Here is a 22,180-nt window from a genome sequence, read left to right on the forward strand (position 1 = left end):
CCCGAGGTCACGGTGGGTGACCGTCCGGGTGGCCGGTGCGGGTGCCGCCCGGAGGTCCTAGAGTTCGCGTCACCGGCCGGTGGGGCAGGTCACCATGGGAGGCGGACGGGTGCGGGTGCTGCTGGTGGAGGACGACGACCGGGTCGCGGGCGCGCTGATCCCGGCGCTGACCCGCCGCGGCCTGGCGATCGCCCGGCTCGCCACCGGCGCCGGGGTGCTCGACCGGGTGCACGAGGTCGACGTCATCCTGCTCGACCTCGGCCTGCCCGACATCGACGGCGTGACGCTGTGCCGCCAGATCCGCGCGGTCAGCGACGTCGCGATCATCGTCGTCTCGGCCCGCGGCGAGGTCGACGACCGGATCCAGGGCCTGCGTGCGGGCGCCGACGACTACCTCGTCAAGCCGTACGACGTCGAGGAGCTGCTCGCGCGGGTCGAGGCCGTGCGCCGCCGCCGCGGCGAGCACACCACGACCGAACCGGTGGTGATCCGGGTCGGGGACGTCACCGTCGACCTGTCCCGGCACGAGGTGCTGGTCGACGGCAGGGCGGTCGCGCTGTCCCGCAAGGAGTTCCAGGTGCTGGCGCTGGTGGCGGGCGCGCGCGGCGCGGTCTGCTCGCGCGAGCACGTGCTCACCGAGGTGTGGGGCCACCGCGGCCCGGCGGAGAGCCGTTCGCTGGACGTCCACGTCGCCACGTTGCGGACGAAGCTGGGCCGCCCGGCGCTGATCGAGACCGTCCGCGGGGTCGGGTACCGGCTCGGCGGCCAGGCCGGCCGGAGCTGAGGGCGTGCGCGTCCGGCTGCAGGGCATCGTGCTGACGCTGGTCGCGTTGCTGGTGTTCGGCCTGGGCATCCCGCTGGCCAGGAGCATCGCCGCCGGCGCGCAGCAGGACCTGTTCCTCGACCGGCTGACCGACACCGCGCGGTTCGCGTCGCTGGCCCAGCGCCCGCTGCTGGACAACAAGCAGTCGCTGATCGAGCCCGACCTGCGTCGCTACAACGAGGTGTACGGCGTCCAGGTCGCGGTCATCGACCAGGACGGCAAGCTGTTCGCCTCCGCGCTCGGGGGAGCCGGCGCGCGGATCGACCTCAAGGCCGACCGGATCAGCGGGCCGATCCGCGAAGCGCTCGCCGGCCGCCGCTCCCAGCCCGCGGGGGTGCTGATGCCGTGGGATTCGACGCCGCTGGTGCTCGCCGAACCGGTGCTCGCCGACGGCGAGGTGCACGGCGCGGTGCTCACCGTGTCCGACACCGGTGCCGAGCGCGCGAACGTGCTGTGGTGGTGGCTGCTGCTCGCCGCGGGCGGGATCCTCGCCTTCACGCTCGCGCTGGCCGTGGCGATCCCGGTGGTCCGGTGGATCCTGCGGCCGGTGCACCGGCTCGACGACGCGACCGGCGCGCTGGTGGCGTCGGTGCTCAGCGGCCGGGAGGCCGAACCCGTGGGGGAGAGCGGCGGGCCGCCGGAGCTGCGGCAGCTCGGCCGGTCCTTCGACCGGATGGCCTCGAGCGTCTCGGCCGCGCTGGCAGCGCAGCGCGCGTTCGTCGCCGACGCCTCCCACCAGCTGCGCAATCCGCTGACCGCGTTGAAGATCCGCCTCGGCAACCTCGAAGGCCACGTCGACGACGACCCGGCGGCCGCCGACCTGGAGGCGGCGCGCGTCGACGCGGGACGGCTGCACCAGATCCTGGACGGGCTGCTGACGATGGCCCGCGCCGAGGCGTCGGGCGGAGAGCTGGACCCGGTGGTGCTGGACGAGGTCGTGGCGGAGCGGGTCGAGGACTGGTCGGTGGTCGGCGAAGCCCGAGACGTGCGGTTGATCGTGGAGACGGCCGGGGAGGGGTTGCGCGTGTGCATGCCCCCGCGCGGCGCGGAGACGATCATGGACGCCCTGCTGGACAACGCGCTGAAGTTCACCGCGGCGGGCACGGAGATCCGGATCGCGGTGACGCGTGAGGACGACCGCGTGCGGTTATCGGTGCGCGACCACGGGCCGGGGCTGCGGCCGGACGAGCTCGACCGCGCGCTGGACCGGTTCTGGCGCAGTCCCGCGCACCAGAACGTGCCCGGGTCGGGGCTGGGGCTGGCGATCGTGAGCGAGCTCGTCGCGCATTCCGACGGGGAGCTGGAGCTGGACCTGCCCGAGGGTGGCGGGCTGCGGATCTCGATGGTGTTCCCGGTGGCCTGAAGCCTGTTTCGGTGTGCTGGGCGGCGGAGCTTTCTGGCGGGGCGAGCCGATCCGACCGACGCGCGGTGGGCGATCCCGGAACCGTTGCGGCCCGTCGGCAAGAAGCCCGGCCCCCGCCACTGTTGAGTAAACGCCAGCTCCTGGACGGTGTTCGCTGGCGGATTCGTGTCGGTTCGCCGTGGCTTGTTCCGGCGCTGGCAGCAGTTCCCGCGCCACCGGGCCTACCTGCGGCGGCGCGGGATCGCGTGCACGATTCCCCAGCCGTCTGATCAGGTCCGGCATCGCCGCAACCGCGGCCGGGCCGGTGGGCGGCCACCGGCATCCGACTCGCAGGTCGACAAGCAACGGCACGCGGTCCAGTGCGACATCAACCGGCTCGAACGCAACCGGGGCGTGGCCACACGGTTCGACACACTCGCCGTTCGCTGCGAGGCGACCGTGCACATCGCGGCGATCAACGAGTGGCTACGACATCGATACAGGCCCTAGGGCCTGTATCGATGTCGGTCAGAGCCATTCGTTGATCGCGGCGACGTGGACGGAGGCTTCGTAGCGGACAGCGAGCTTGTCGTAGCGAGTGGCGACCCCACGGTGCCGTTTGAGCCGGTTGATGTCGCACTGGACCGCGTGCCGCTGCTTGTAGATCTCGGGATCGAAGGACGGTGGCCGTCCGCCCTTCGACCCCCTGGCCCTGCGATGCGCATCCTGATCGGCCTTGCTCGGGATAGTCGCCTTGATCCCGCGACCGCGCAGGTGAGCCCGGTTGGCTTTCGAGGTGTAAGCCTTGTCGGCAAGGACCCGATCAGGACGCGTCCGCGGCCGGCCGACGCCCGGTCGGGGCACCCGGATCCCGGCCAGAACCGGAACGAACTGCGGGCTATCGCCGCGCTGCCCCGCGGTCAGCACGATCGACAGCGGCTTCTGCCCCTGCTCACACCCCAAATGGAGCTTCGTGGTCAACCCACCGCGGGACCGGCCCAACGCATGAGCCTCCGGCTCGACGGTGACCCCACCCGGCGGCTCGGCCTGCAGATCCCCCTTTTCCGCGCACCCGCCGCATGCTGATGCGCCCGCGCGATCGTGGAATCGACGCTCACGTCCCACGTGATCCGCCCAGCCGCCTCGGCCAGAGCCTGCAGCGCGGTCAGGATCCGATGCCAGACACCCGCGCGTTGCCACCGCCGGAACAGCCCATAAACCGCTGCCCAGGACCCATACTCTGCGGGCAGATCACGCCACGGCGCACCGGTGCGCACCCGCCACCGGATTCCGTCGATCAACTGCCGTCTGCTCCACAACGACGGCCGACCCGGCCGCGACGACACGGGCAACAGTGGCTCCAGCACCGCCCACTGCTCGTCAGTCAGGTCGAACCGCCCCGCCACCGCTAAGGTGTCCACGAGGTCTCCGGTGTTCAGGTTCTTCTTGGTCGACGAACCACCTACCGGAGACCTCACCCATTCCCGGACACCAACACGCCCATCACGGTCAACTCCAGGTCAACCTGTCGGAGACGACTTCGATACAGGCCCTAGGGGGCCGCTTCGGGATCGATGTCCGCGAGGAGCTTCCCGGCTTCGACGTCGCCCCAGGACGCCGCCCAGGCCAGGACGTCCAGCGCTTCCTCGCGGCGGTCCTGCTCGACCAGGAAGGATCCGAGTTCGTAGCCCCAGCCCGGCTCGTCTTCGTCCTGCGCGAGACGGAACTCGCGCTCGGCGCCGACCGGGTCGTTCCGCTTGTGCCACAGGAAGAGCGCGTAGTTCTGGTGGACCTTCCGGGCGTCCAGCCGGACCGCTGCCCGGAAGCCCGCCTCCGCCTCGTCGAGCCGGTCTTGCTCGGCGTGGACGTTCGCCAAGGCCACGTATGTGCTGGGGTGGTCTTCGTTCAGGTGGCGCAGTGCCAGCCGCTCGGCTGTGTCGAGGTCACCCAGGTCGTCGAAGTACAGCGAAACGAGGTTGGCCGCGGCCAGGTCGTCGCCTTGGGTGATCGCGCGCTCGAGGACTTCGATCGCTTTGGGGAACCGCTCCTAGCCGCGGAGGAACACTCCGTAGTCGTTGCGCGCTTGCTCGTCCCCGGCCGCCATCGCCGTGCGGTAGGCCGATTCGGCGAGTTCCGGCTCGTCGAGGTCGTCGGCGACGTCGCCGAGCAAGCTCGCCAGGCGGACCTGACCGCGTTCGTGCACGGCTTCGACCAGGACGTCACGAGCGGCTGCGTGGTTTCCCCCTTCGATGAACCGGAGCGCCTGCGAGCGCGCCGCTTCTTCGGTGTCTTCGGACATGCCTCAAGTCTTCTGGGCGCGGTAGTACCGCAGCGCGCCGGGGTGCAGCGGGATCGGCTGGGTCTCGATGCCCGGGTGGACGTCGATCGACAGCGCGGCCGGGTTGGCCGCCGCGAGCTGGTGGTGGGCGTCGAACAGGCCGCGGACCAGGGCCTCCGCCACGTCGTCGGGCATCGACTTCGGGACCACCAAGAAGTTCGGCACCACCAGCGTCGTCACCGGCGCGGGCTGGTTGTACGTGCTCACCGGGATGCTCGCCGTTCCGTACACCTGGCTCAGCGCCTGCATCTTCGGCATCAGGTCGGCGACGTCGAGCAGGCGCAGCGAGCCCCTGTCGTTGAAGGCCGCCAGCTTCGGCGTCGGCAGCCCGCCGGACCAGAAGAACGCGTCGACTTCGCCGTTCAGCAGGGACGTCACCGAGGGGTCGAGGCCGCGGGTGACCGTTTGGACCTGCCCGGTCAGGCCGGCCACCTTGAGCAGCTGGTCGGCGATGTACTCCACCCCCGACGCCGGCGAGCCGATCGCGATCCGGTGGCCGGCCAGCTGGGACACCGACCGGATGTCGGAGTCGGCGCGGACCACGATGTGCAGGTAGTCGTCGTGGATCCGGGCGAGCGCCGCCAGGCCGGGGCGGCCCTTGTACCGGTCCGCGGCGACGTCGGCGGCGACGAACGCGACGTCGGCCTGGCCGGCCAGGACCCGGTCGACGTTGTCGGGCGAGCCCTGGGTCTGCAGCACCTGCGGCCGCTCGATGCCCAGTCCGGCCTGCCAGGCGGAGGCGAGGGTCTGGGCGAGCGTGTCGTACACGCCGCCGGCGTTGCCCGCGGCGATCCGCAGCTTGAGGTCGCCGAAACCGGCCGTGCAGGCGCTGAGCACCAGCAGCAGGGCGGCCGCCAGCGCGAGTGCGCGCGTCCGACGGCTCCTGGTCACGGGCTGATCGTGCCAGACTTCGCCGCTCGTGGGCAGCTCAGCCGTTCAGCGGTCTTCGCGCAGCCGCAGGATCGCGTGGAGGACGTCGTTGACCGGCGTCGGGACGCCGGCCTCCCGCCCGAGCCGCACCGCGGAGCCGGTCCAGGCGTCCAGTTCGGACGGACGGGCCGCCGCGATGTCGCGCTGCAGCGACGTCGTGCCCTCGGCGGGCTGCCGGTCGACGAACGCCAGGGTGGCGGCGACGACGTCGGCGGGCAGGTCGACGCCGGAGGCGCGGGCCAGGCGTTCGATCTCCGTCATGGCGGCCTGCAGCGTCCGCCGGGTCTCCGGGTGCCCGCGCAACTCGCCGAACGTGGCGCCGGTGACCGCGCCGAGGCCGCCGATCGGGGTGATGAACAGGAACTTCGCCCACAGCTCGGTCCAGATGTCCGCCGGGGGCGTGGTGGGGATGCCGGCGGTGGCGAACGCGGCGCGGATCCGCTCGGCCCGTTCGCTCGGCCGGTTGTCCCACTCGGCGAAGTCGAGTGAACCCGCGCCGCCGACGTGCCGGATCGTGCCCGGCCCGGCGAGCGCGGCGATCACCTTCGCCACACCCGGCAGGACGGCGTCCTTGCCCAGCGTCCGGGCCACCTGCGCGGGGGCGTCGACGCCGTTCTGCAGGGTGAGCACCGCGTCCGTCCCGGCCGGGAGCGCGGCCACGGCGGCGTCGAGCTGCCAGGTCTTGACCGCCAGCAGGGCGGCGTCGGGCGTGCCGAGCTCCGCCGGGTCGCCGGTGGCGTGGACGGGCCGGGTCGTGGCTTCCCCGTCCGGACCCAGCACGGTCAGGCCGCGTTCGCGCAACGCCGTCAGGTGCTCGCCGCGGGCCAGGAAGGAGACGTCGTGTCCGGCGGCGGCGAGCCGGGCTCCGAAGAACCCGCCCAGGCCGCCCGCGCCGATGATCGCGAATTTCACCCGGCCCACGTTACCTGTTCAAGCGGTAACCGGGTAGTCTTCCGGAGTGGGAGACAAGCAGGGATTCCGCTTCCACGGCGGGCGGCCTTCGGTGAACTTCACGGCCACCGTGGGCGAACGGTGGCGCGACGGCGGGTTCGAGCGCCTGCCCGATCCCGCGGCGCTCGGCCGCTGGTTCACCGAAGCAGGACTGACGACGGCCGATCCGGCCTGCACGGCGGCCGACCTCGTGGCCGCGCGTGAGCTGCGCGAAGCCGTCTACCGGCTGATGCTCGGCCGGCTGTCCGACGTCGCCGCTGCGGAGGAGGACCTCGCCACGGTGAACCGGTGGGCGGCGCACCCGCCGCCCGTCACCGCCCTGCACGCCACCTCGGCCGGCCTGCGGGCGCAGCGAGTCGCGGCGACCGTGCCGTCCTTGCTCGGCCTGATCGCCGCGGACGCCGTCGCCGTGCTCGGCGGCGAAGACGCTGCCCGGTTGCGCGAGTGCGCCAACCCCGAATGCTCGCTGCTGTTCCTCGACACGTCACGGGCGGGCGCGCGCCGCTGGTGCTCGATGGGGGCGTGCGGCAGCCGCGACAAGATGCAGCGCTACCGGTCCGGCGACCGGTAGCTCACGCGGGATCTTCCAGCCACCGCAGCGTTTCGGCGAGCAGTTCGTCGTCACCCGCCTCACGGAACAGTTCCGCGGCTGACTCCCACGCCGGCTTCGCCTCGGCGACCGACCCGCTGAAGCCCAGTGTGAAAGCCGGGTTGAACCAGGCCATCCCCTCCGAGCGGGAGGCCGGCCGCCGGAAGTGCGCGATGGCTCTGCTCGCCGCGGCCGACGAAGAGCCCGGACGGATCCGGGGAAACCCGGGTCACGACGGCGGCCGGCCCCGGCACGGCCTGGTGGACGATCAGGTCGCCGAGCACGACGCCGGCGGCCACCGGGGCGCCGGAAGCGTGCGGTGGCACGGGAACTCCGGGTGCGGACCCGATGTGCACGTCCCGTCCGACGGCACCGACGGCGATGCTGCCCGGACCCGAGGCGTTCGCCGTCCCGGACGGCGCGGGTTCCGGTGCGTCCCCCATCGAGCGCTCCTTCCCCGAAGCGCCGGGGCCGCCCCGCCGCCGAAGCCCGGATCGAGTGAATTCGACGAATTCACAATACCCCCGAAAAAGATCGGGTTACTGCCCGGCGAATTACTCCGGACGCGCCTTGACCACGCTCGGTGGGGCGCTGATCATTCCCGCAGCGAATTCCTCCGCGCGCTTTTCCCGGCGTCGCCACGCGCGCGCTTTCCCTGGAGACCGAGTTGACTCTTGCGCCCTTGGACCGGCGGACCTTCCTGCGCTGGTCCGCGCTCGTCCCCGCCGTCGCCGCCGGGCCCGCCGCGCTCGGCGGGCCCGCCTGGGCGGAAGAGGTGGCGTTCGTCGACGCCTACCGCACGAACGTCCCGGCGAACCGCACCCCGGAGACCAACGCCGTCGTCCGGATCCTCAGCGGCATGCAGCGGCTCTGGCGCACCGGGTCCACATGGGACAGTGCCACCGTGCTCGACGCGGCGGTGCTGCGGGCGAACGTCCGGCACTGCGTCGCCGTCACCCGGGCCCGGACCGACGCCGAAGCCGAGCGTGCCTTCGTCTTCGACCGCCAGCACCAGTCCTACGCGGCCATCGGCGGCCTGGGCCCGCTCGCCGATCTCTACCGCAGCGGCGCCGGGGCCGTCACGAGCATCACCTCCGCGCCCGACGGCACCCCGCCGGCGAAGATCGACGACACGATCCCGGCGGACGCACCGGCGGGCTCGGCCCTCGGCGCTGGTGCCCACGACTCCGCCCTCGGCCTGGTGGCCCGGCTCGTGGACACCGTCCGCGGCGACTTCGCCTCGGGCAACCCGAGCAAGTACGCCTACCAGTACCCGCGGCCGTGGCGGCTGACCGCCGACAGCCGGGTCGTCCCGACCGGCGGCACCGACGCGCTCGGGTTCCCGGTCTACCGCTCGGACGTGGTCGTCGCGCCGCAGCTGCTGCGGCAGCGCAGCACCAACCCGGTCGACGACGCCGGGTTCCCCAGCGGCCACACCAACGCCTTCCACCTGGCCTGCCTCGCGCTGGCCTACGCGGTCCCCGAGCGGTTCCAGGAACTGGTGGCCCGGGCCCACGACCTGGCCGACACGCGGATCGTCGCCGGGATGCACTCGCCGGTGGACGTGATCGGCGGCCGCATCATGGCCGCCGCGCTCACCGCCGCGACGCTCGCCGACCCGGAGAACGCGGCCCTCAAGGCGGCCGCGCGCGACCAAGCGCTGAAGTACTTCACCGAGCGGACCGGCACGACGGCGGACACGCTCTTCGCCCGGGCGCACACCGGCGCCGACGAATACGGCGACCGCCGCGCCAACGCCGCGATGGTCGCCCACCGCGCGACCTACGGCCTGCCGCACCGGGCCGCGCGCGCCGAGATGCGCGTCCCGAAGGGCGCCGAGGTCCTCCTGGAGACGCGCTTGCCCTACCTCGACGCGGCCCAGCGGCGGGAAGTCCTGCGCACGACGGCGTTCCCGGCCGGGCACCCGCTGCTCGACGGCCCGGAACAGTGGGGACGGCTCAACCTCTTCGCCGCGGCCGACGGCTACGGCGCGTTCGACACGAGCGTCCGCGTCACGATGGACGCCACCCGCGGCGGCTTCGGCGCGAACGACAGCTGGCGCAACGACATCGGCGGGGACGGTGGCCTGGCCAAGACCGGCACCGGCACGCTGACGCTCGCCGGCGCCAACAGCTACCGCGGCGGGACCCGCGTCGAGGCGGGCACGCTGGTGGCGGCGACGCCGGGGGCGCTGGGCACCGGCGACGTCGAGCTCGCCGGCGGCGTGCTGCGCGCGTCCGGCCTGCGGACCGGTGGCTACCACCAGACCGGCGGCACGCTGTCGGTCGCGGCCGGACCGGCGCTGCTGGTGCGCGGCGAGGCCACGCTCGAGGGCGGCAGCGTCCTGGAACTCCGGCTGACCGGCGTCTGCCCGGCGCACGAGGTCGACGTGCTGTGCGCGCGGCGGCTGCGCGGCCGGTTCTCCGCTGTCCGAACCGACCGCCCGGGGTACCGGGTGGTTCCGCGGTACACGTCCACCGGTTTGTCCGTCCGAATCCTGCGGGAGGTCTCGTGAAGAAACCCTTGGCCGTGCTGGCGCTCGCCGTCGCGGTGTCCACAGTGGTCACCCCGGCCGCGCACGCCGCCGACGGCGGCAGCTTCTCGGTCCTGAGCTACAACGTCGCCGGCCTGCCCGAAGGCATCTCGAGCGCGCCGACGCCGCGTGACCCCGCGACGACGGCGATCGGGCAGCGGCTCGGCCCGTACGACGTCGTGCACGTCGAGGAGGACTTCAACTACCACGCGAAGCTCTACGCCGCCGACACCCACCCGTACCGCACGCCGACCAGCGGCGGCGCGGGGATCGGCAGCGGGCTCAACACGCTGTCTTCGCTGCCGTACGACACCGACGACTTCGAGCGCGTCCACTGGACGTCCTGCCAGCTCGACTCGGGCGACTGCCTGACCCCGAAGGGCTTCACCTTCATGCGGGTGCGGCTGGCCGAGGGCGTCTACGTCGACTTCTACAACGCCCACACCAACGCCGGCACGAACGACGGCGACGAGGCTTCGCGTGCTTCGAACCTGGCGCAGCTGACCGCGTTCATCCGGACGCACTCAGCCGGCAACGCGGTGGTCGTCATGGGCGACACGAACACGCGCTACACCCGCGCGGCCGACACGATCGCCGGGTTCGCCTCCGACAACGGCCTGACCGACGCGTGGGTGAAGCTCGTGCGCGGCGGGGTCGCGCCGGCGCCGGGCAGCCCGGCGCTGGTGTGCGACCCGCAGGCGGTCACCAACGACTGCGAAGTCGTCGACAAGGTGCTCTACCGCAGCAGCAAGTTCGTCTCGCTCGACGCGACGCTGTACAACAACGAGCACGCCGAGTTCCTCGACGACTCGGGCAGGATGCTGTCCGACCACGACCCGATCACCGTGCGCTTCACCTGGACGCGCAACCCGGCGCTGCGGCTGTCGGACCAGTTCGGCGGCCCGCACGGCGACTACTTCACCGACGTCCCCGCGGTGCCGGCGGGCGCCCGGGTGCGGACGTGGTCGCTGCGCGGCGGCGACCGCGTCGACCAGGTCGGGGTGACGCTGGAAAACGGCACGACGCTGACCCACGGCGGCGCGGGTGGCACGGCGGCTTCGCTCACCCTCGGCACCGGCGAGTACGTCACGACGGCGACCCTGTGCCAGGGCAAGTACAGCGGCACCACCCGGATCTTCTCGGCCCGCTTCACCAGCAACCTCGGCCGCGTGCTGGCCGCCGGCTCGGCGACCGGCGACTGCGTGACCCGCACGGCCCCGGACGGCTGGCAGCTCGCCGGCTTCCACGGGCGGAGCGGCGCCGAGGTCGACAAGCTGGGTTTCGTCTACACGCAGCGGTAATCGGCGGCGAGCCCCCGAGGCGCCCCGCGGTCCGGTCCCGGACGGCGGGGCGTCAGGCCGTTCAGGAGTGCTTCGGCGGCGGCCATGGTGGGCCGGGCCGCGGGATCGGGGTGCCGCAGCCGCAGCACGGCCTCGGTGAGCGGGTGGCGCTGCTGCCCGAGCGCGGCGTGGAGGGTGGCGCCGAGGGAGTACACCTCCGCCGGGAAGTCGGGGAAGCCGCCGTCGAGCACCTCGGGCGCGAGGCAGGCGGGCGCGGTGCGGCCGCCGCCTGCGATCCGGGCGTGCCCGTCGGCGGAGATGACGACGTGTCCCGGGTCGACGGCGGCGTGCAGGACACCTTCGTCGTGCGCGGCCGCCAGGGCCGCGGCCAGCTGGGTGCCGAACCGCGCGACGAGCCCGGGCGCGAGCGCGCCGTGTTCGCCGAGCAGCTCGGCGAGCGTCCGCGCCCCGGGGTATTCGAGCACGAGGTAGGTGGTGCGGTCGTCGTCGACGACGTCGCAGATGGCCGCCCGCGGCGCGGGGATGGCGGGCGCGGGCTCGTCGAACAGGGGCTTGACGGCGACGATCCGGTCGAGCCGTTCGTCCTGGGCGTGCCAGACGGCCGCGTCCGGCCCCGCGGGGCCGAGCAGCCGGTACCGGTCACCGATCAGTGTGCCTTCGCGCGTCACGTCGTCGTCCCTCCGCGTCGTCCACCGTCTGCCGGGGATACGGCCGGAACGCGGATCCGGTTCGCTCGATCGCCCCGGTTTCCCCCGGCCGGGTGGACGGCCACCCCGACGATCGGACCTTGACAGGGTGTGGCGCAGGTCACTTACACTGAGTGTGTTAGCGCTAACAAACGGTCCCCGCCGCCGCGAGGAGAATCGCGATGCCGCAACGACGTGGCTTCACCCTGGCTCTGCTGGTGCTCGTCCTCGCGTTGGCCGTCACCCCCGCCGCGCACGCCGCGCCGGTGACGGTGACCAACGGCAGTCAGTTCACGGATGCGTCCGGCGCGCTGGTGCACGCCCACGGCGGCGGGATGCTCAAGGTGGGGGCGTACTACTACTGGTTCGGCGAGAACCGCAACGCCGACGACACCTTCCGCGCGGTCTCGGTCTACCGCTCCACCGACCTGAAGACGTGGGAGTACCGCAATGACGTGCTGACGCAGTCGTCGGCGGCCGAACTGGGCCGGGCGAAGATCGAACGGCCGAAGGTCCTCTACAACAGCTCGACCGGGCAGTACGTGCTGTGGATGCACAAGGAGAACGGCGACGACTACAGCGAAGCGCGCGCAGCCGTGGCAACCTCGTCCACTGTGGATGGTGCGTACACGTACCGCGGCAGCTTCCGCCCGCTCGGCGTCCACATGTCGCGCGACCTGACGGTGTTCGAGGACGACGACGGAACCGCGTACCTGGCGTCGGCGGCCCGCGACAACGCCGATCTCAACGTCTACCGGCTCACCGCCGACTACACCGGCGTCTCGGCGCTGGTGCGGACGCTGTGGCCCGGCTCGTACCGCGAGGCGCCGGCGATGTTCAAGCGCAACGGCGTCTACTTCCTGCTTACCTCGGCGGCCACCGGCTGGCAGCCGAACCAGCAGAAGTACGCCACGGCCACGAGCGTCACGGGGGCGTGGAGCGGGCTGGCGAACGTCGGGGACGCCACCGGGTACGGCAGCCAGACCGCGTATGTGCTTCCCGTGCAGGGTTCGCAGGCGACCTCGTACCTGTACCTGGGCGACCGCTGGGCGGGCGCCTGGAGCCGGCCGGTGAACGAGTCCCGGTACGTGTGGCTGCCGCTGGCTTTCCCCGGTGCCACCACGCTGTCGATGAGCTGGTACCCGAAGGTGAGCGTCGACGCGGCGACCGGCGTGGTCGCGGGCGTCGGCACCGGCAGCGCGTACGAATCGCTCGTCGCGCGCCACAGCGGGAAGTGCGCGGACGTCCCGGGTTCCGCCCGCGACGACGGCACGGCGGTGACGCAGTATTCCTGCAACGGCGGCGGGAACCAGCAGTGGAGCGTGCTCGACCTCGGCAACGGGTACGCCAACCTGATCGCGCGCCACAGCGGCAAGTGCCTCGACGTCTCGGGTGCTTCCACCGCCGACGGCGCCGCGGCGGTGCAGTGGACGTGCAACGGCGGCACGAACCAGCAGTGGCAGCTGACGGCGGCCGACAGCGGGTACGTCCGGATCGTGGCCCGCCACAGCGGAAAGTGCCTCGACGTCGTCTCCGCGTCGACGGCCGACGGGGCCGCCGTCAAGCAGTACGCGTGCACCGGCGTGACGAACCAGCAATGGCTCAGGCGGGCGGCCTGAACGGCTCCGTTCGGCCCTTGACGGGCCCGGGCGGGGATCGCTAGCTTTTGCGAAACTCCTTCATGTTTGGGGCCGCCATCATGCGCATGCTCGTGGCTTTGCTCACCGCCGTGGCGCTGACTTCCGGCGTCGTCGCGTCCGCCGTCGCGGAAACTGTTCCCCCGCACCGGTTGACGGTGCGCGGCTCGGCGTTCGTCGACGAGTACGGCCGCGAAGTGGTGTTGCGCGGGTTCAACGTTTCGGGGGAGACGAAGCTGGCGGAAAACGGTTTCCTGCCGTTCGCGAACGCGGCCGACGCGCGCCGGTCGGCCCAGGCGATGCGGGCGCTCACCGGCGCGAACGCCGTGCGGTTCCCGATCGCGTGGGCCGGGACGCAGCCGGTGCGCGGGCCGGTGAACACGGTGTACCTGGCCGCGCTCACCGACCAGCTGAAGGCGTTCCTGGACGAGGGGTTCACCGTCCTGCCCGACTTCCACCAGGACCTCTTCTCCCGGTACCTGTTCAACCGCGGCAGCTGGTACACCGGCGACGGCGCCCCGAAATGGGTCGTCGAACTCGGCGGCTACCCCGCGGAGAGCTGCGGGATCTGCGCTCACTGGGGCCAGAACATCACCCAGAACGGCGCGGTCCAGGACGCCACGAAGGACTTCTGGCACAACGCCCGCGGCGTCCAGGACGAGTTCGTCGGCCAGGCCGGGCAGACGATGACCTACCTGCGGACGAACCTGAGCGCCGCCCAGTTCGCGGGCATCGCGGGGATGGACCCGTACAACGAGCCGTTCGCCGGGCGGTACGACTCGGGCCAGGACAGCAAAGCCTGGGAGCAGAACGTGCTGTGGCCGTTCTTCCGGCGGTTCCGCGACGCGATGGACGCGGCCGGCTGGCAGGACAAGCCCGCGTTCGTCGAGCCGAACATGTTCTGGAACGCCAACATCTCCTTCCAGCTGCACCCCGGCGGCTTCCAGGACACCGGCGTCGTGGGCCCGCGGTACGTGTTCAACACGCACTTCTACGACCAGCTGGCCCAGTCCGGCGTGTTCATGCCGGGCAAGGCGGGCGACGGCCAGTACAGCGCGGACTTCGGCACGGTCCGGGACCGCGCGACGGCCTTGGGCACTACGGCGATCGTCACCGAGTTCGGGCACCCGATGACGGGCTACACCTCGGACAAGACGCCGACCGTGGACAAGGCGATGTACCAGGCCCTGGATTCCCGCGTGTCCGGGGCGAACTGGTGGGGCCGTCCGGCGCAGTCGGGCCCGGTGCTGTCGGCCACGCAGTGGCAGTGGGACGTCTACAGCGGCCGCCACCACGAGCTGATGAACGACAACCCGGACCAGGTCAAGACGGACGGCGACGCCTGGAACGGCGAAGACTTCTCCGCGGCCCGCACGGCGGACGACGGGACGGTCCAGCTCCGCCAGGACGCCCGGCTGCTCGACCGCCTCTACCCGGCCGCGGTCGCGGGCCACGCGCTGGCGTTCACCTACGAAGACCGCTCGCGCGACGGCAGCCAGACGCTGAGCTGGAACCGGATCCCGGCGACGATGCCGGCGACGGCGGCGCTGACCGGCACCGGGCGCTACGGCGTCCTGGTGTGGCAGGGGAGCGACGCGGGCGCGCCGACCGAGCTGCACGTCCCGGCGGGGATGACGCCGACGGTGGTCACGGACCTGGCCTCGGCGACCCGGGCGGGCGACCGCCTGCGCCTGCCGGCCACGCCGGGCTTGCACTACGCGCTGATCGCGGAACCGGCGGCGGCGCCGACCGCGGCCCAGCTGGCGGCGGTCCGCGCCGAACTCGCGGCGTGGGCGCCGGCGGCGGTTCGCTAGCGCAGGGTCGCGATCCCGGCCAGGAAGAGGTCGACGCCGGCGAGGAACTGGGCCCGGTCGTCGTGCTCGCGCAAGTGCGCCGCGGCCTTGTGGACGAACGGGTACTCGTCCGGGTCGAGCGCCTCCCAGCGAGCCGAAACGGAGGCCAGGAACGCCGAGCGGTCCGCCTCTTCGGCGGTGAGCAGCCGGGCGTTCGCGGCGTTCTGCCCGGCCACCCCGAGGACGTAGTTCACCAGTGCGCCCGCCGCGTCGAACAGCGCCCGCTCGGGCACGCCGAGCGCGTCGAGCAGGCTGCCGATGCGCTCGTAGACCTCCAGCAGCGCGGGCCGCCACGGCTCCCGGGACAGCTGCGCGCCGACCCACGGGTGCTCGTCGATCGCGTCGAACAGGGCCAGTGCCACCGTGCGCAGCGCCTCCCGCGGCTCGGCGTCGGCAACCGCGCCGCGCACGACGCGCGCGATGACGTCGTCGGTCGCCGCCGCGAGCAGGTCGCTCTTGTTCGCGACGTGGTGGTAGATCGCGCCGTAGCCGGTGGACAGGCGCGCGGTGAGCGCGCGGAACGTGAGCGCGGCCTCGCCGCCGTCGTCCAGGATCGCGGCCGCCGCCCGGACGATCACCTCCTTGGACAGCCCGTCCGCGCGCCGTTTCGCCATGGGGCGATCATCGCACGATTGGAGCGTCGATCCAAACTCGTGCTAGCGTGGTGATTGGAACGACGATCCAACCGGAGGTAATCATGACTGTCACGATCATCGGAGCCGGCCTCGGCGGCCTCGTCCTGGCCCGCGTCCTGCACCTGAACGGCATCCCCGTCGAGGTCTACGAAGCCGAGGCGTCGCCCGCCGCGCGCCGCCAGGGCGGCATGCTCGACATCCACCCCTGGAACGGTCAGCCGGCGTTGGCCGCGGCCGGGCTGCTGGACGGGTTCCGGGAGCTCGTCCTGCCGGGCCGCGAGTCGACCCGCGTCGTCGACCGCGACGGCACGGTGCTGCTCGACCAGCCCGACGACGGCACCGGCGAACGTCCCGAAGTGCAACGCGGCGAACTGCGGCAGCTGCTGCTGGACTCGCTGCCGCCCGGGACCGTCCACTGGGGACACAAGGTCGCCGCGGTGCGGGCCTCGGGTGACGGCGGTCACGAGGTGACCTTGGCCTCCGGTGCCACCTTCGCGACGAGTTTGCTGGTCGGTGCGGACGGCGCGTGGTCGAAGGTGCGGCCGCTGGTCTCGGCCGCCACCCCGGAGTACGTCGGCGTGTCGGTCGTCGAGACGTTCCTCTTCGACGGCGACGACCGTCATCCCGCCGCCGCGAAGCTGGTCGGCGCCGGAGCGCTCTACGCGCTGGCGCCGGGCAAGGGGATCATCGCGCACCGCGAGAGCGGCGGGACCCTGCACACGTACGCGCAGCTGTTCAAGCCCCACGACTGGCTCGCCGGTGCGGACGCGGCCACCGTGACGGCCGAAGCCGCCGCGGAGTTCGACGGCTGGGCTCCCGAGCTGACCGCCCTGATCACCGGAAGCGACACCCCGCCGGTGCTGCGCCGCCTCGCCACGCTGCCGGCCGGGCACCGCTGGGACCGCGTGCCGGGGGTGACCCTGCTCGGCGACGCCGCGCACCTCATGCCCCCGAACGGCGAGGGGGCCAACCTGGCCATGCTGGACGGCGCCGAACTCGGCCAGGCCCTCGCCGCCCACCCCGGTGACGTCGAGACGGCGCTGGCCGAGTACGAACAGGCGATGTTCGCGCGCGCGGCCGCCGAAGCGGCGGACGAGGACATCTACGCGATCATGTTCGGCGAGGACTCCCCGCAGAGCATGGTCGCGCTGCTCACCGGCGCGGGGGAGTAGCTACCCGATGCTCGCCCCGATGCCGTCGAGCAGGAAGCCGAGGCCGATGCGGAAGGTCTCGCCGGCGTCGTGGTGGGCGGCGTCGCGGACGACCTTCTCCAGCGCGGGGAACCGGCCGGTGGCGAACATCCGCACCAGGTAGGGCCCCAGTTCGGCCTGCCACTGCCGCTGGTCGAGCCCGCTGGCGCGTTCGGCCCGCCGCTCGGCGATCTCGCGGCGGACCGCGCCGATCACGTAGGCGTCGACGGCGGTGACCATCGGCATGACGACGTCCACGTCGACGCCGTCCAGCGCGGCCAGCACGGCCTCGCCCCTGGCCAGCGCGTTCGGGCCGAGCTGGGGGCGGCCGCCGATCAGGTCGGCGAACCACTCGTGCCGGTGGGCGGCCTGCCGCGTGGCCTCGGCCATCGACGTCAGCACTTCCCGCCAGTCGTTGCCGGCCGGCCGGACCTCGGCGTGCACGGCGTCGACCATCAGGTCGAGCAGCTCGTCCTTGGTGTCGATGTAGCCGTAGAGCCGCATCGGCCCGACGTCCAGCACGGCGGCGAGCTTCCGCAGCGACACCGCTTCGAGGCCGGTTTCGTCGGCCAGTTCGACGGCGGTCCGGACGATCAGGTCCCGGCTCAGCGGCGCCGGCGCCGGTCGGTTCGCCGGCTCCGGCCGTTCCCACACCAACATGGGGGTGACAGTACATCGGCTGTCGCGATACAGTGTATCGAGACGTACGGCGTATCGGAGGGGGAACCATGACCATCGCCATCGTGGGAGCCGGCATGGGCGGGCTGGCGCTCGCCCGCGTGCTGCACGTGCTCGGCATCGAGGCGGTCGTGTACGAGCGCGAAGCGACCCGCGGCGCCCGCCGCCAGGGCGGCATGCTCGACATCCATTCCGGGCAGCCGGCGTTGCGCGAGGCCGGGTTGCTCGAGCAGTTCCTGGCGATCGCCCGGCGTGAAGGGCAGGACATGCGCCTCCTGGAACCGGACGGCACCCTGCTGCTCCAGGAGGACACGCCCGAGGACGCCCCGATGGCGCGGCCGGAGATCGACCGCGCGGACCTGCGGGCCCTGCTGCTGGACTCGCTGCCGCCGGGAACGGTCCGCTGGGGGCACGCGTTCGACCACGCCGAGGACGGCGTCCTGCGGTTCGCCGACGGCAGCAGCGCGCGGTACGACCTGCTGGTGGGCGCCGACGGCGCGAACTCCCGGGTCCGCGCCCTGCTCACCGACGCGCGCCCGCGGCACCTCGGCCAGAACGCCGTCGAGCTCGCGATCCCGGACATCGACCGCAGGTACCCCGGCCTCGCGGCCATGGTCGGCCGCGGCAACTACTGGGTGTTCGGCGAGGGCAAGTCCCTGTCGGCCCAGCGCAACGGCGACGGCAGCGTCCGCATCGGCGTCAGCTTCTACAACACGGGCGAGAACTGGTTCACCGAGAACGGGTTCCGGTTCGACGACCCGCCGGCGGTCCGCGCCCGCCTGACCGAGCTCCTGGCGGGCTGGAGCCCGGAGATCACGGCCCTGATAGCGGCGGCCGACGACACGGTCGCCCCCCGCCCCCTGGCGGCCCTCCCGGTCGGCTTGACCTGGCCGTCGAACCCCTCGGTGACCCTGGTCGGCGACGCGGCGCACCTGATGCCCCCGGTGGGCGAGGGTGCGAACATGGCGTTGCTGGACGGCGCCGCCCTGGGACAGGCGCTGGCGGCGCACAAGAACGATTTCGCGACGGCGGTGGCGGAGTACGAGAAGGAGATGTTCGAGCGAACGGCCACGGCAGCGCGGATGTCGGTGGGCATGCAGGAGCTGCTGATGTCCCCGGACGCGAGCCGCCGGCTGCTCGAGTTCTTCACGGCGCATTGACGGGGGGATCGTGTACCGACCTGAGGACATCCAGTTGGGTGACGTGCGTGAGTACGCCCGTCGGGAACAGGGACGCTTCTTTCGAGGTGGGTCCTACGACCCCCACGAGGTCACATCCATGATCGCTTTGGAGGCGATGCTCGCAGGCGCCGAGGACGTGCGCATCAGCGTGCTCGAAGGATGGATCCGCGTCTGCGCCGACGTCGATTGGCTGCAGGGGATCGAGGCGGAAGCTTTCCGCGGATTCGCGCCGCTCAAGCCGGGTTCGCCGAACGGCGTCACTTCGGAGTTCTTCCCGGTCGTGTTTTCGACTTCCGTGGTCACGGCGACGCGCACCGAAGCCCGGCTCATCAAAGGCGACTCGGCAGGACCACTCGACGCTCTGGACGACGCCTGGGCGCGCGTGGTCGCTTTCGAGGTGACAGCGGATCGGTGAAGTCCTCGACGAGCGAGTCCGCAGCCAGCCCGAACGACCAGCCGGGCGGCGGCTTCGGCCGGTGGTGCTCCACTGCTGATCTGGCGGTCGACGTTCAAGAGGAAGACAGCCCCCGATACACCCAGTAGGCAGAAAGCCTCTCTTCTGGTCTCCGGACCGGGGAAGGCGTCTTTTGTATTGTGCAATAAGCCGACTCCGCGCGAGGCGAATGAAGATAGGAACCATGGGGAGCCAGCCCTGCGGAGTGCTCGTGTTAGTCAGTGAGGGTTATACCGGATTTGCGACTCTCCGCAGCCGATATTGTGCGTTCTTACGTAGCCGTTTCGGAGTCGGGGCCGACCGACTTTGGGAGGCGCTCTCCTGTGGAGGGCGGTTGCTCAGGGAGCTGCGGCGGAGCCGGCTTTGCCTCGGCTCGGTAGCCGGTCTTGATCTTGAGGAATGGCATCCGTAATTCGAAGGGCTCGCCGTCGCGCCGCTTCCAGAGGAAGAGGCTGTAGATGATGCAGCCGGTGAGGTAGACGAGTCCCAAGACGGCGAGGCCGCACAGGAACGCGGCGACAGAGATCCCGGAGAAGCCGGAAAACAGGCCCGAAAGAGACACGCGCAACCCCTACCGCCAGCGCGCCCCGAGGCGTACGTGAAGGCAGGTCTAGGGCAGGTGTCCATGCACTCCACGATGACGACTGCCATCGTGCCCAACGACCTAGGCCGCTCCGGCCTCGGGTGGCCACGGCAAACCAGATGGCCAGACGGAGCGTTGAAGCACGTAGTCCACGGGGGCTTCAACTCCACACCACACATGGGCGACGTTTCGCGCCGGGCGGGGCCTTGGCCTCCTCGTGCCTACAGGCCTTCAGTATACGCGGCCCGGCGCTTCTGGCCACGGTCTTCCCTTTCGGCGAGCCGCTAGGTGTGTTTCGGAACGCGCTGAACTTCCAGGTGGCGGTCCCCAGACATGCTCCAGTAGTGGCACCGGACCACGACCGGCCACTGGTCGGGATGGGCCCGGTACAAGATCGGTGGGAGTTCGGCGGCCAGCGGGCCGCGCACTGGGCCGGCGCCTACGCCCTGGATCCTCGCCGGGAGGGGACGCCAAGGCGCAGGTGGGCCCGGGGCTACCCTGGAAGCCGATGACCGAGAACAAGGCACCCAGGGCGTACCAGATCCGCACCTTCGGCTGCCAGATGAACGTGCACGACTCCGAGCGGCTCGCCGGGCAGCTCGAGGACGCCGGCTACGTTCCGGCCACCGCCGGGGCCAAGCCCGACCTGATCGTGTTCAACACCTGCGCCGTCCGGGAGAACGCGGACAACAAGCTGTACGGCACCCTCGGGCACCTGCGCCCCGACAAGGTCGCGAACCCCGACCTGCAGATCGCCGTCGGCGGGTGTCTCGCGCAGAAGGACCGCGGCGAGATCGTCAAGCGGGCGCCGTGGGTCGACGTCGTGTTCGGCACCCACAACATCGGGGCGCTGCCGACGCTGCTCGAGCGCGCCCGGCACAACGCCGAGGCCGAGGTCGAGATCCTCGAATCGCTCGAGACCTTCCCCTCGACCCTGCCCGCGCGCCGCGAATCGTCCTACGCGAGCTGGGTGTCCGTCTCGGTCGGCTGCAACAACACCTGCACCTTCTGCATCGTCCCCGCGCTGCGCGGCAAGGAACGCGACCGGCGGCCCGGCGAAATCCTCGCCGAGGTCGAGGCGCTCGTCGCCGAGGGCGTGCTCGAAGTCACCCTGCTCGGCCAGAACGTCAACTCCTACGGCGTCGAATTCGGCGACCGGCTGGCGTTCGGCAAGCTGCTGCGCGCGTGCGGCACGATCGACGGCCTCGAGCGCGTCCGGTTCACCTCGCCGCACCCGGCGGCGTTCACCTCCGACGTCATCGACGCCATGGCCGCGACCCCGAACGTCTGCCACCAGCTGCACATGCCGCTGCAGTCCGGGTCCGACCGCGTGCTGCGCGAGATGAAGCGGTCCTACCGCTCGGCGCGCTTTCTGAACATCCTCGACGAGGTCCGCGCGGCCATGCCGGACGCGGCGATCACGACCGACATCATCGTCGGCTTCCCCGGCGAGACCGAAGCGGACTTCCAGGCGACCCTGGACGTCGTGGCGCAGGCCCGCTTCTCCAGCGCGTTCACGTTCCAGTACTCGAAGCGCCCCGGCACGCCGGCCGCGACGATGGACGGCCAGCTGCCGAAGGAGGTCGTGCAGGAGCGCTACGACCGCCTGGTCGAGCTGCAGAACGCGATCTCCTGGGAGGAGAACAAGAAGGTCGTCGGCCGCCGCGTCGAGCTGCTCGTCGCCGCGGGCGAAGGCCGCAAGGACGCCGAGACGCAGCGGATGAGCGGCCGCGCCCGCGACGGGCGCCTGGTGCACTTCACGCCGACCGGCGCGCACGTCGACCGCGCGGTGCGGCCCGGCGACGTCGTCGAGACGGTCGTCACCTACGGCGCCCCGCACCACCTGGTGGCCGACGGCGACCTGCTGTCCCACCGGCGGACGCGGGCGGGCGACAACGCGGAGGCCGGCCTGCGGCCGAAGACGAGCGGCGTCACGCTGGGCCTGCCGGGCTTCGGAGCTCCGGCTGTCCGGCCCGAACCGGTGAGTGGGTGTGCGCTGTGACGGAGTCCCGAGGCAACGGCGAGCTCGACGAGCTGGCGGCCGAGATCGACGAAGCGGGCACGCGGGCGTCCCGCACGGTGGAGCTGGGCCGCCGCGGGTTCACCATCGCGGTGTTCACGTTCGTGCTGCTGATCTGCCTGATCCTCCCGTGGGTCGGAGACAAGGCGGGCTGGCAGGTCCTGGCCGGCGAGGGCGGCGGCATCCCCCAGCTGTTCGCGGCGACGTCGACCGGCGTGGGCATCTTCGCCTCGGCGCTGGCCCTGGTAACGCGCCGCTGGTGGCTGGCCTGGGTCTGCGCGGCGGGCGGCTGGTTCGCCTCGGTGGACGGCCTGCTGTCGATCTGGTCGCAGCAGTCATCCCACGCGCCGGGTTCCGCGGGCGGCGGTCCCGGGTTCGGCATGGTGATCGCCTGGATCGCGATGATCTGCCTCGCGGTCCAGTGGATGCGGACGGCGTTCTCGCGTTCTTGAGGCC

The 22,180-nt window shown here is 71.9% G+C and carries 22 protein-coding genes; 12 read left to right on the forward strand and 10 right to left on the reverse strand.

Going from position 1 to position 22,180, the window contains the following annotated elements; all coding sequences use genetic code 11:
• The first annotated feature begins 109 nt into the window (after window positions 1–109).
• Both ACLJPY_RS13605 and ACLJPY_RS13610 read left to right on the forward strand, forming a co-directional pair.
• Window positions 110–784 (forward strand): response regulator transcription factor, encoded by a 675-nt coding sequence (locus tag ACLJPY_RS13605; RefSeq protein ID WP_410589198.1) that lies wholly within the window; start codon window positions 110–112, stop codon window positions 782–784.
• Window positions 785–788: 4 nt separating this feature from the next.
• Window positions 789–2,186 carry a sensor histidine kinase gene (locus tag ACLJPY_RS13610; protein ID WP_410588596.1) on the forward strand — a complete coding sequence of 466 codons (1,398 nt, stop codon included), beginning with the start codon at window positions 789–791 and terminating at the stop codon, window positions 2,184–2,186.
• A 507-nt stretch (window positions 2,187–2,693) separates the two neighbouring features.
• Here ACLJPY_RS13610 and ACLJPY_RS13615 read toward each other — a convergent pair.
• The 5 genes from ACLJPY_RS13615 to ACLJPY_RS13635 all read right to left on the reverse strand — a co-directional run bounded on the left by ACLJPY_RS13615 (window position 2,694) and on the right by ACLJPY_RS13635 (window position 6,345).
• A protein-coding gene (locus tag ACLJPY_RS13615; RefSeq protein ID WP_410589200.1) for an IS5 family transposase occupies window positions 2,694–3,571 on the reverse strand; the annotation gives its coding sequence in 2 pieces (ribosomal slippage) (window positions 2,694–3,178 and window positions 3,178–3,571; 879 coding nt in all).
• Between the two features lie 146 nt (window positions 3,572–3,717).
• The gene (locus ACLJPY_RS13620; RefSeq protein ID WP_410589201.1) at window positions 3,718–4,194 is read right to left on the reverse strand and encodes a hypothetical protein; all 477 of its coding nucleotides are present in this window, start codon (window positions 4,192–4,194) and stop codon (window positions 3,718–3,720) included.
• Window positions 4,195–4,212: 18 nt separating this feature from the next.
• Window positions 4,213–4,464, reverse strand: a complete 252-nt coding sequence (locus ACLJPY_RS13625; protein WP_410588598.1) for a hypothetical protein — start codon at window positions 4,462–4,464, stop codon at window positions 4,213–4,215.
• Between the two features lie 3 nt (window positions 4,465–4,467).
• Window positions 4,468–5,394 carry a TAXI family TRAP transporter solute-binding subunit gene (locus ACLJPY_RS13630; protein ID WP_410588599.1) on the reverse strand — a complete coding sequence of 309 codons (927 nt, stop codon included), beginning with the start codon at window positions 5,392–5,394 and terminating at the stop codon, window positions 4,468–4,470.
• A gap of 45 nt (window positions 5,395–5,439) precedes the next feature.
• Entirely contained in the window at window positions 5,440–6,345 is a 906-nt protein-coding gene (locus ACLJPY_RS13635; RefSeq protein WP_410588600.1) for a 2-dehydropantoate 2-reductase, read from the reverse strand.
• Window positions 6,346–6,391: 46 nt separating this feature from the next.
• Between ACLJPY_RS13635 and ACLJPY_RS13640 the strand changes: the two genes are divergently transcribed.
• Entirely contained in the window at window positions 6,392–6,955 is a 564-nt protein-coding gene (locus ACLJPY_RS13640) for a CGNR zinc finger domain-containing protein (RefSeq protein WP_410588602.1), read from the forward strand.
• 1 nt (window position 6,956) lies between these two features.
• Here ACLJPY_RS13640 and ACLJPY_RS13645 read toward each other — a convergent pair whose 3' ends face one another.
• Window positions 6,957–7,109, reverse strand: a complete 153-nt coding sequence (locus tag ACLJPY_RS13645) for a hypothetical protein (RefSeq protein ID WP_410588603.1) — start codon at window positions 7,107–7,109, stop codon at window positions 6,957–6,959.
• Window positions 7,110–7,655: 546 nt separating this feature from the next.
• On the opposite strand from ACLJPY_RS13645, the gene ACLJPY_RS13650 reads away from it, so the two are divergent.
• Window positions 7,656–9,488 (forward strand): phosphatase PAP2 family protein, encoded by a 1,833-nt coding sequence (locus tag ACLJPY_RS13650; RefSeq protein ID WP_410588605.1) that lies wholly within the window; start codon window positions 7,656–7,658, stop codon window positions 9,486–9,488.
• On the forward strand, window positions 9,485–10,807 hold the full coding sequence (locus tag ACLJPY_RS13655; RefSeq protein ID WP_410588607.1) for a jacalin-like lectin: 1,323 nt from the start codon (window positions 9,485–9,487) through the stop codon (window positions 10,805–10,807). The genes ACLJPY_RS13650 and ACLJPY_RS13655 overlap by 4 nt, the downstream gene beginning before the upstream one ends.
• On the opposite strand, the gene ACLJPY_RS13660 is transcribed toward ACLJPY_RS13655, so the two are convergent.
• Window positions 10,792–11,475, reverse strand: coding sequence for a serine/threonine protein kinase (locus ACLJPY_RS13660; RefSeq protein WP_410588608.1), 684 nt, complete (start codon window positions 11,473–11,475; stop codon window positions 10,792–10,794). The genes ACLJPY_RS13655 and ACLJPY_RS13660 overlap by 16 nt on opposite strands.
• 200 nt (window positions 11,476–11,675) lie before the next feature.
• Between ACLJPY_RS13660 and ACLJPY_RS13665 the strand changes: the two genes are divergently transcribed.
• Both ACLJPY_RS13665 and ACLJPY_RS13670 read left to right on the forward strand, forming a co-directional pair.
• Complete coding sequence (locus ACLJPY_RS13665; protein ID WP_410588609.1) at window positions 11,676–13,112, forward strand: RICIN domain-containing protein; 1,437 nt, start codon at window positions 11,676–11,678, stop codon at window positions 13,110–13,112.
• Between the two features lie 80 nt (window positions 13,113–13,192).
• Entirely contained in the window at window positions 13,193–14,944 is a 1,752-nt protein-coding gene (locus ACLJPY_RS13670) for a cellulase family glycosylhydrolase (protein ID WP_410588610.1), read from the forward strand.
• Here ACLJPY_RS13670 and ACLJPY_RS13675 read toward each other — a convergent pair.
• The gene (locus ACLJPY_RS13675; protein ID WP_410588612.1) at window positions 14,941–15,597 is read right to left on the reverse strand and encodes a TetR/AcrR family transcriptional regulator; all 657 of its coding nucleotides are present in this window, start codon (window positions 15,595–15,597) and stop codon (window positions 14,941–14,943) included. The genes ACLJPY_RS13670 and ACLJPY_RS13675 overlap by 4 nt on opposite strands.
• 83 nt (window positions 15,598–15,680) lie before the next feature.
• Between ACLJPY_RS13675 and ACLJPY_RS13680 the strand changes: the two genes are divergently transcribed.
• Complete coding sequence (locus ACLJPY_RS13680; protein WP_410588613.1) at window positions 15,681–16,790, forward strand: FAD-dependent oxidoreductase; 1,110 nt, start codon at window positions 15,681–15,683, stop codon at window positions 16,788–16,790.
• Here ACLJPY_RS13680 and ACLJPY_RS13685 read toward each other — a convergent pair whose 3' ends face one another.
• The gene (locus ACLJPY_RS13685; RefSeq protein ID WP_410588615.1) at window positions 16,791–17,468 is read right to left on the reverse strand and encodes a TetR/AcrR family transcriptional regulator; all 678 of its coding nucleotides are present in this window, start codon (window positions 17,466–17,468) and stop codon (window positions 16,791–16,793) included.
• Window positions 17,469–17,536: 68 nt separating this feature from the next.
• On the opposite strand from ACLJPY_RS13685, the gene ACLJPY_RS13690 reads away from it, so the two are divergent.
• Together ACLJPY_RS13690 and ACLJPY_RS13695 are read left to right on the forward strand one after the other, a co-directional pair.
• Window positions 17,537–18,646 (forward strand): FAD-dependent oxidoreductase, encoded by a 1,110-nt coding sequence (locus tag ACLJPY_RS13690; protein WP_410588617.1) that lies wholly within the window; start codon window positions 17,537–17,539, stop codon window positions 18,644–18,646.
• A 10-nt stretch (window positions 18,647–18,656) separates the two neighbouring features.
• Window positions 18,657–19,082 carry a hypothetical protein gene (locus tag ACLJPY_RS13695; protein ID WP_410588619.1) on the forward strand — a complete coding sequence of 142 codons (426 nt, stop codon included), beginning with the start codon at window positions 18,657–18,659 and terminating at the stop codon, window positions 19,080–19,082.
• 310 nt (window positions 19,083–19,392) lie between these two features.
• Here the strand turns inward: ACLJPY_RS13695 and ACLJPY_RS13700 are convergent, their stop codons facing one another.
• A complete protein-coding gene (locus tag ACLJPY_RS13700; protein WP_410588621.1) occupies window positions 19,393–19,683 on the reverse strand; it encodes a hypothetical protein in 291 nt (96 codons plus the stop codon).
• 529 nt (window positions 19,684–20,212) lie between these two features.
• Between ACLJPY_RS13700 and miaB the strand changes: the two genes are divergently transcribed.
• A complete protein-coding gene (gene miaB, locus ACLJPY_RS13705; protein WP_410588622.1) occupies window positions 20,213–21,706 on the forward strand; it encodes a tRNA (N6-isopentenyl adenosine(37)-C2)-methylthiotransferase MiaB in 1,494 nt (497 codons plus the stop codon).
• Window positions 21,703–22,176 carry a hypothetical protein gene (locus ACLJPY_RS13710; protein WP_410588623.1) on the forward strand — a complete coding sequence of 158 codons (474 nt, stop codon included), beginning with the start codon at window positions 21,703–21,705 and terminating at the stop codon, window positions 22,174–22,176. The genes miaB and ACLJPY_RS13710 overlap by 4 nt, the downstream gene beginning before the upstream one ends.
• The last annotated feature ends 4 nt before the right edge of the window (window positions 22,177–22,180 follow it).

It is taken from the genome of Amycolatopsis sp. lyj-23, assembly GCF_046549135.1.
Taxonomy (GTDB): domain Bacteria; phylum Actinomycetota; class Actinomycetes; order Mycobacteriales; family Pseudonocardiaceae; genus Amycolatopsis.

Bases quoted from the DNA above. Each gene is read 5' to 3' on its own strand.
- ACLJPY_RS13665 (WP_410588609.1), top strand. From the start codon at position 11,676: ATGCCGCAACGACGTGGCTTCACCCTGGCTCTGCTGGTGCTCGTCCTC.
- ACLJPY_RS13670 (WP_410588610.1), top strand. From the start codon at position 13,193: ATGCGCATGCTCGTGGCTTTGCTCACCGCCGTGGCGCTGACTTCCGGC.
- ACLJPY_RS13645 (WP_410588603.1), bottom strand. From the start codon at position 7,109: ATGGCCTGGTTCAACCCGGCTTTCACACTGGGCTTCAGCGGGTCGGTC.
- ACLJPY_RS13680 (WP_410588613.1), top strand. From the start codon at position 15,681: ATGACTGTCACGATCATCGGAGCCGGCCTCGGCGGCCTCGTCCTGGCC.
- ACLJPY_RS13690 (WP_410588617.1), top strand. From the start codon at position 17,537: ATGACCATCGCCATCGTGGGAGCCGGCATGGGCGGGCTGGCGCTCGCC.
- ACLJPY_RS13685 (WP_410588615.1), bottom strand. From the start codon at position 17,468: ATGTTGGTGTGGGAACGGCCGGAGCCGGCGAACCGACCGGCGCCGGCG.
- ACLJPY_RS13675 (WP_410588612.1), bottom strand. From the start codon at position 15,597: ATGGCGAAACGGCGCGCGGACGGGCTGTCCAAGGAGGTGATCGTCCGG.
- miaB (WP_410588622.1), top strand. From the start codon at position 20,213: ATGACCGAGAACAAGGCACCCAGGGCGTACCAGATCCGCACCTTCGGC.
- ACLJPY_RS13625 (WP_410588598.1), bottom strand. From the start codon at position 4,464: ATGTCCGAAGACACCGAAGAAGCGGCGCGCTCGCAGGCGCTCCGGTTC.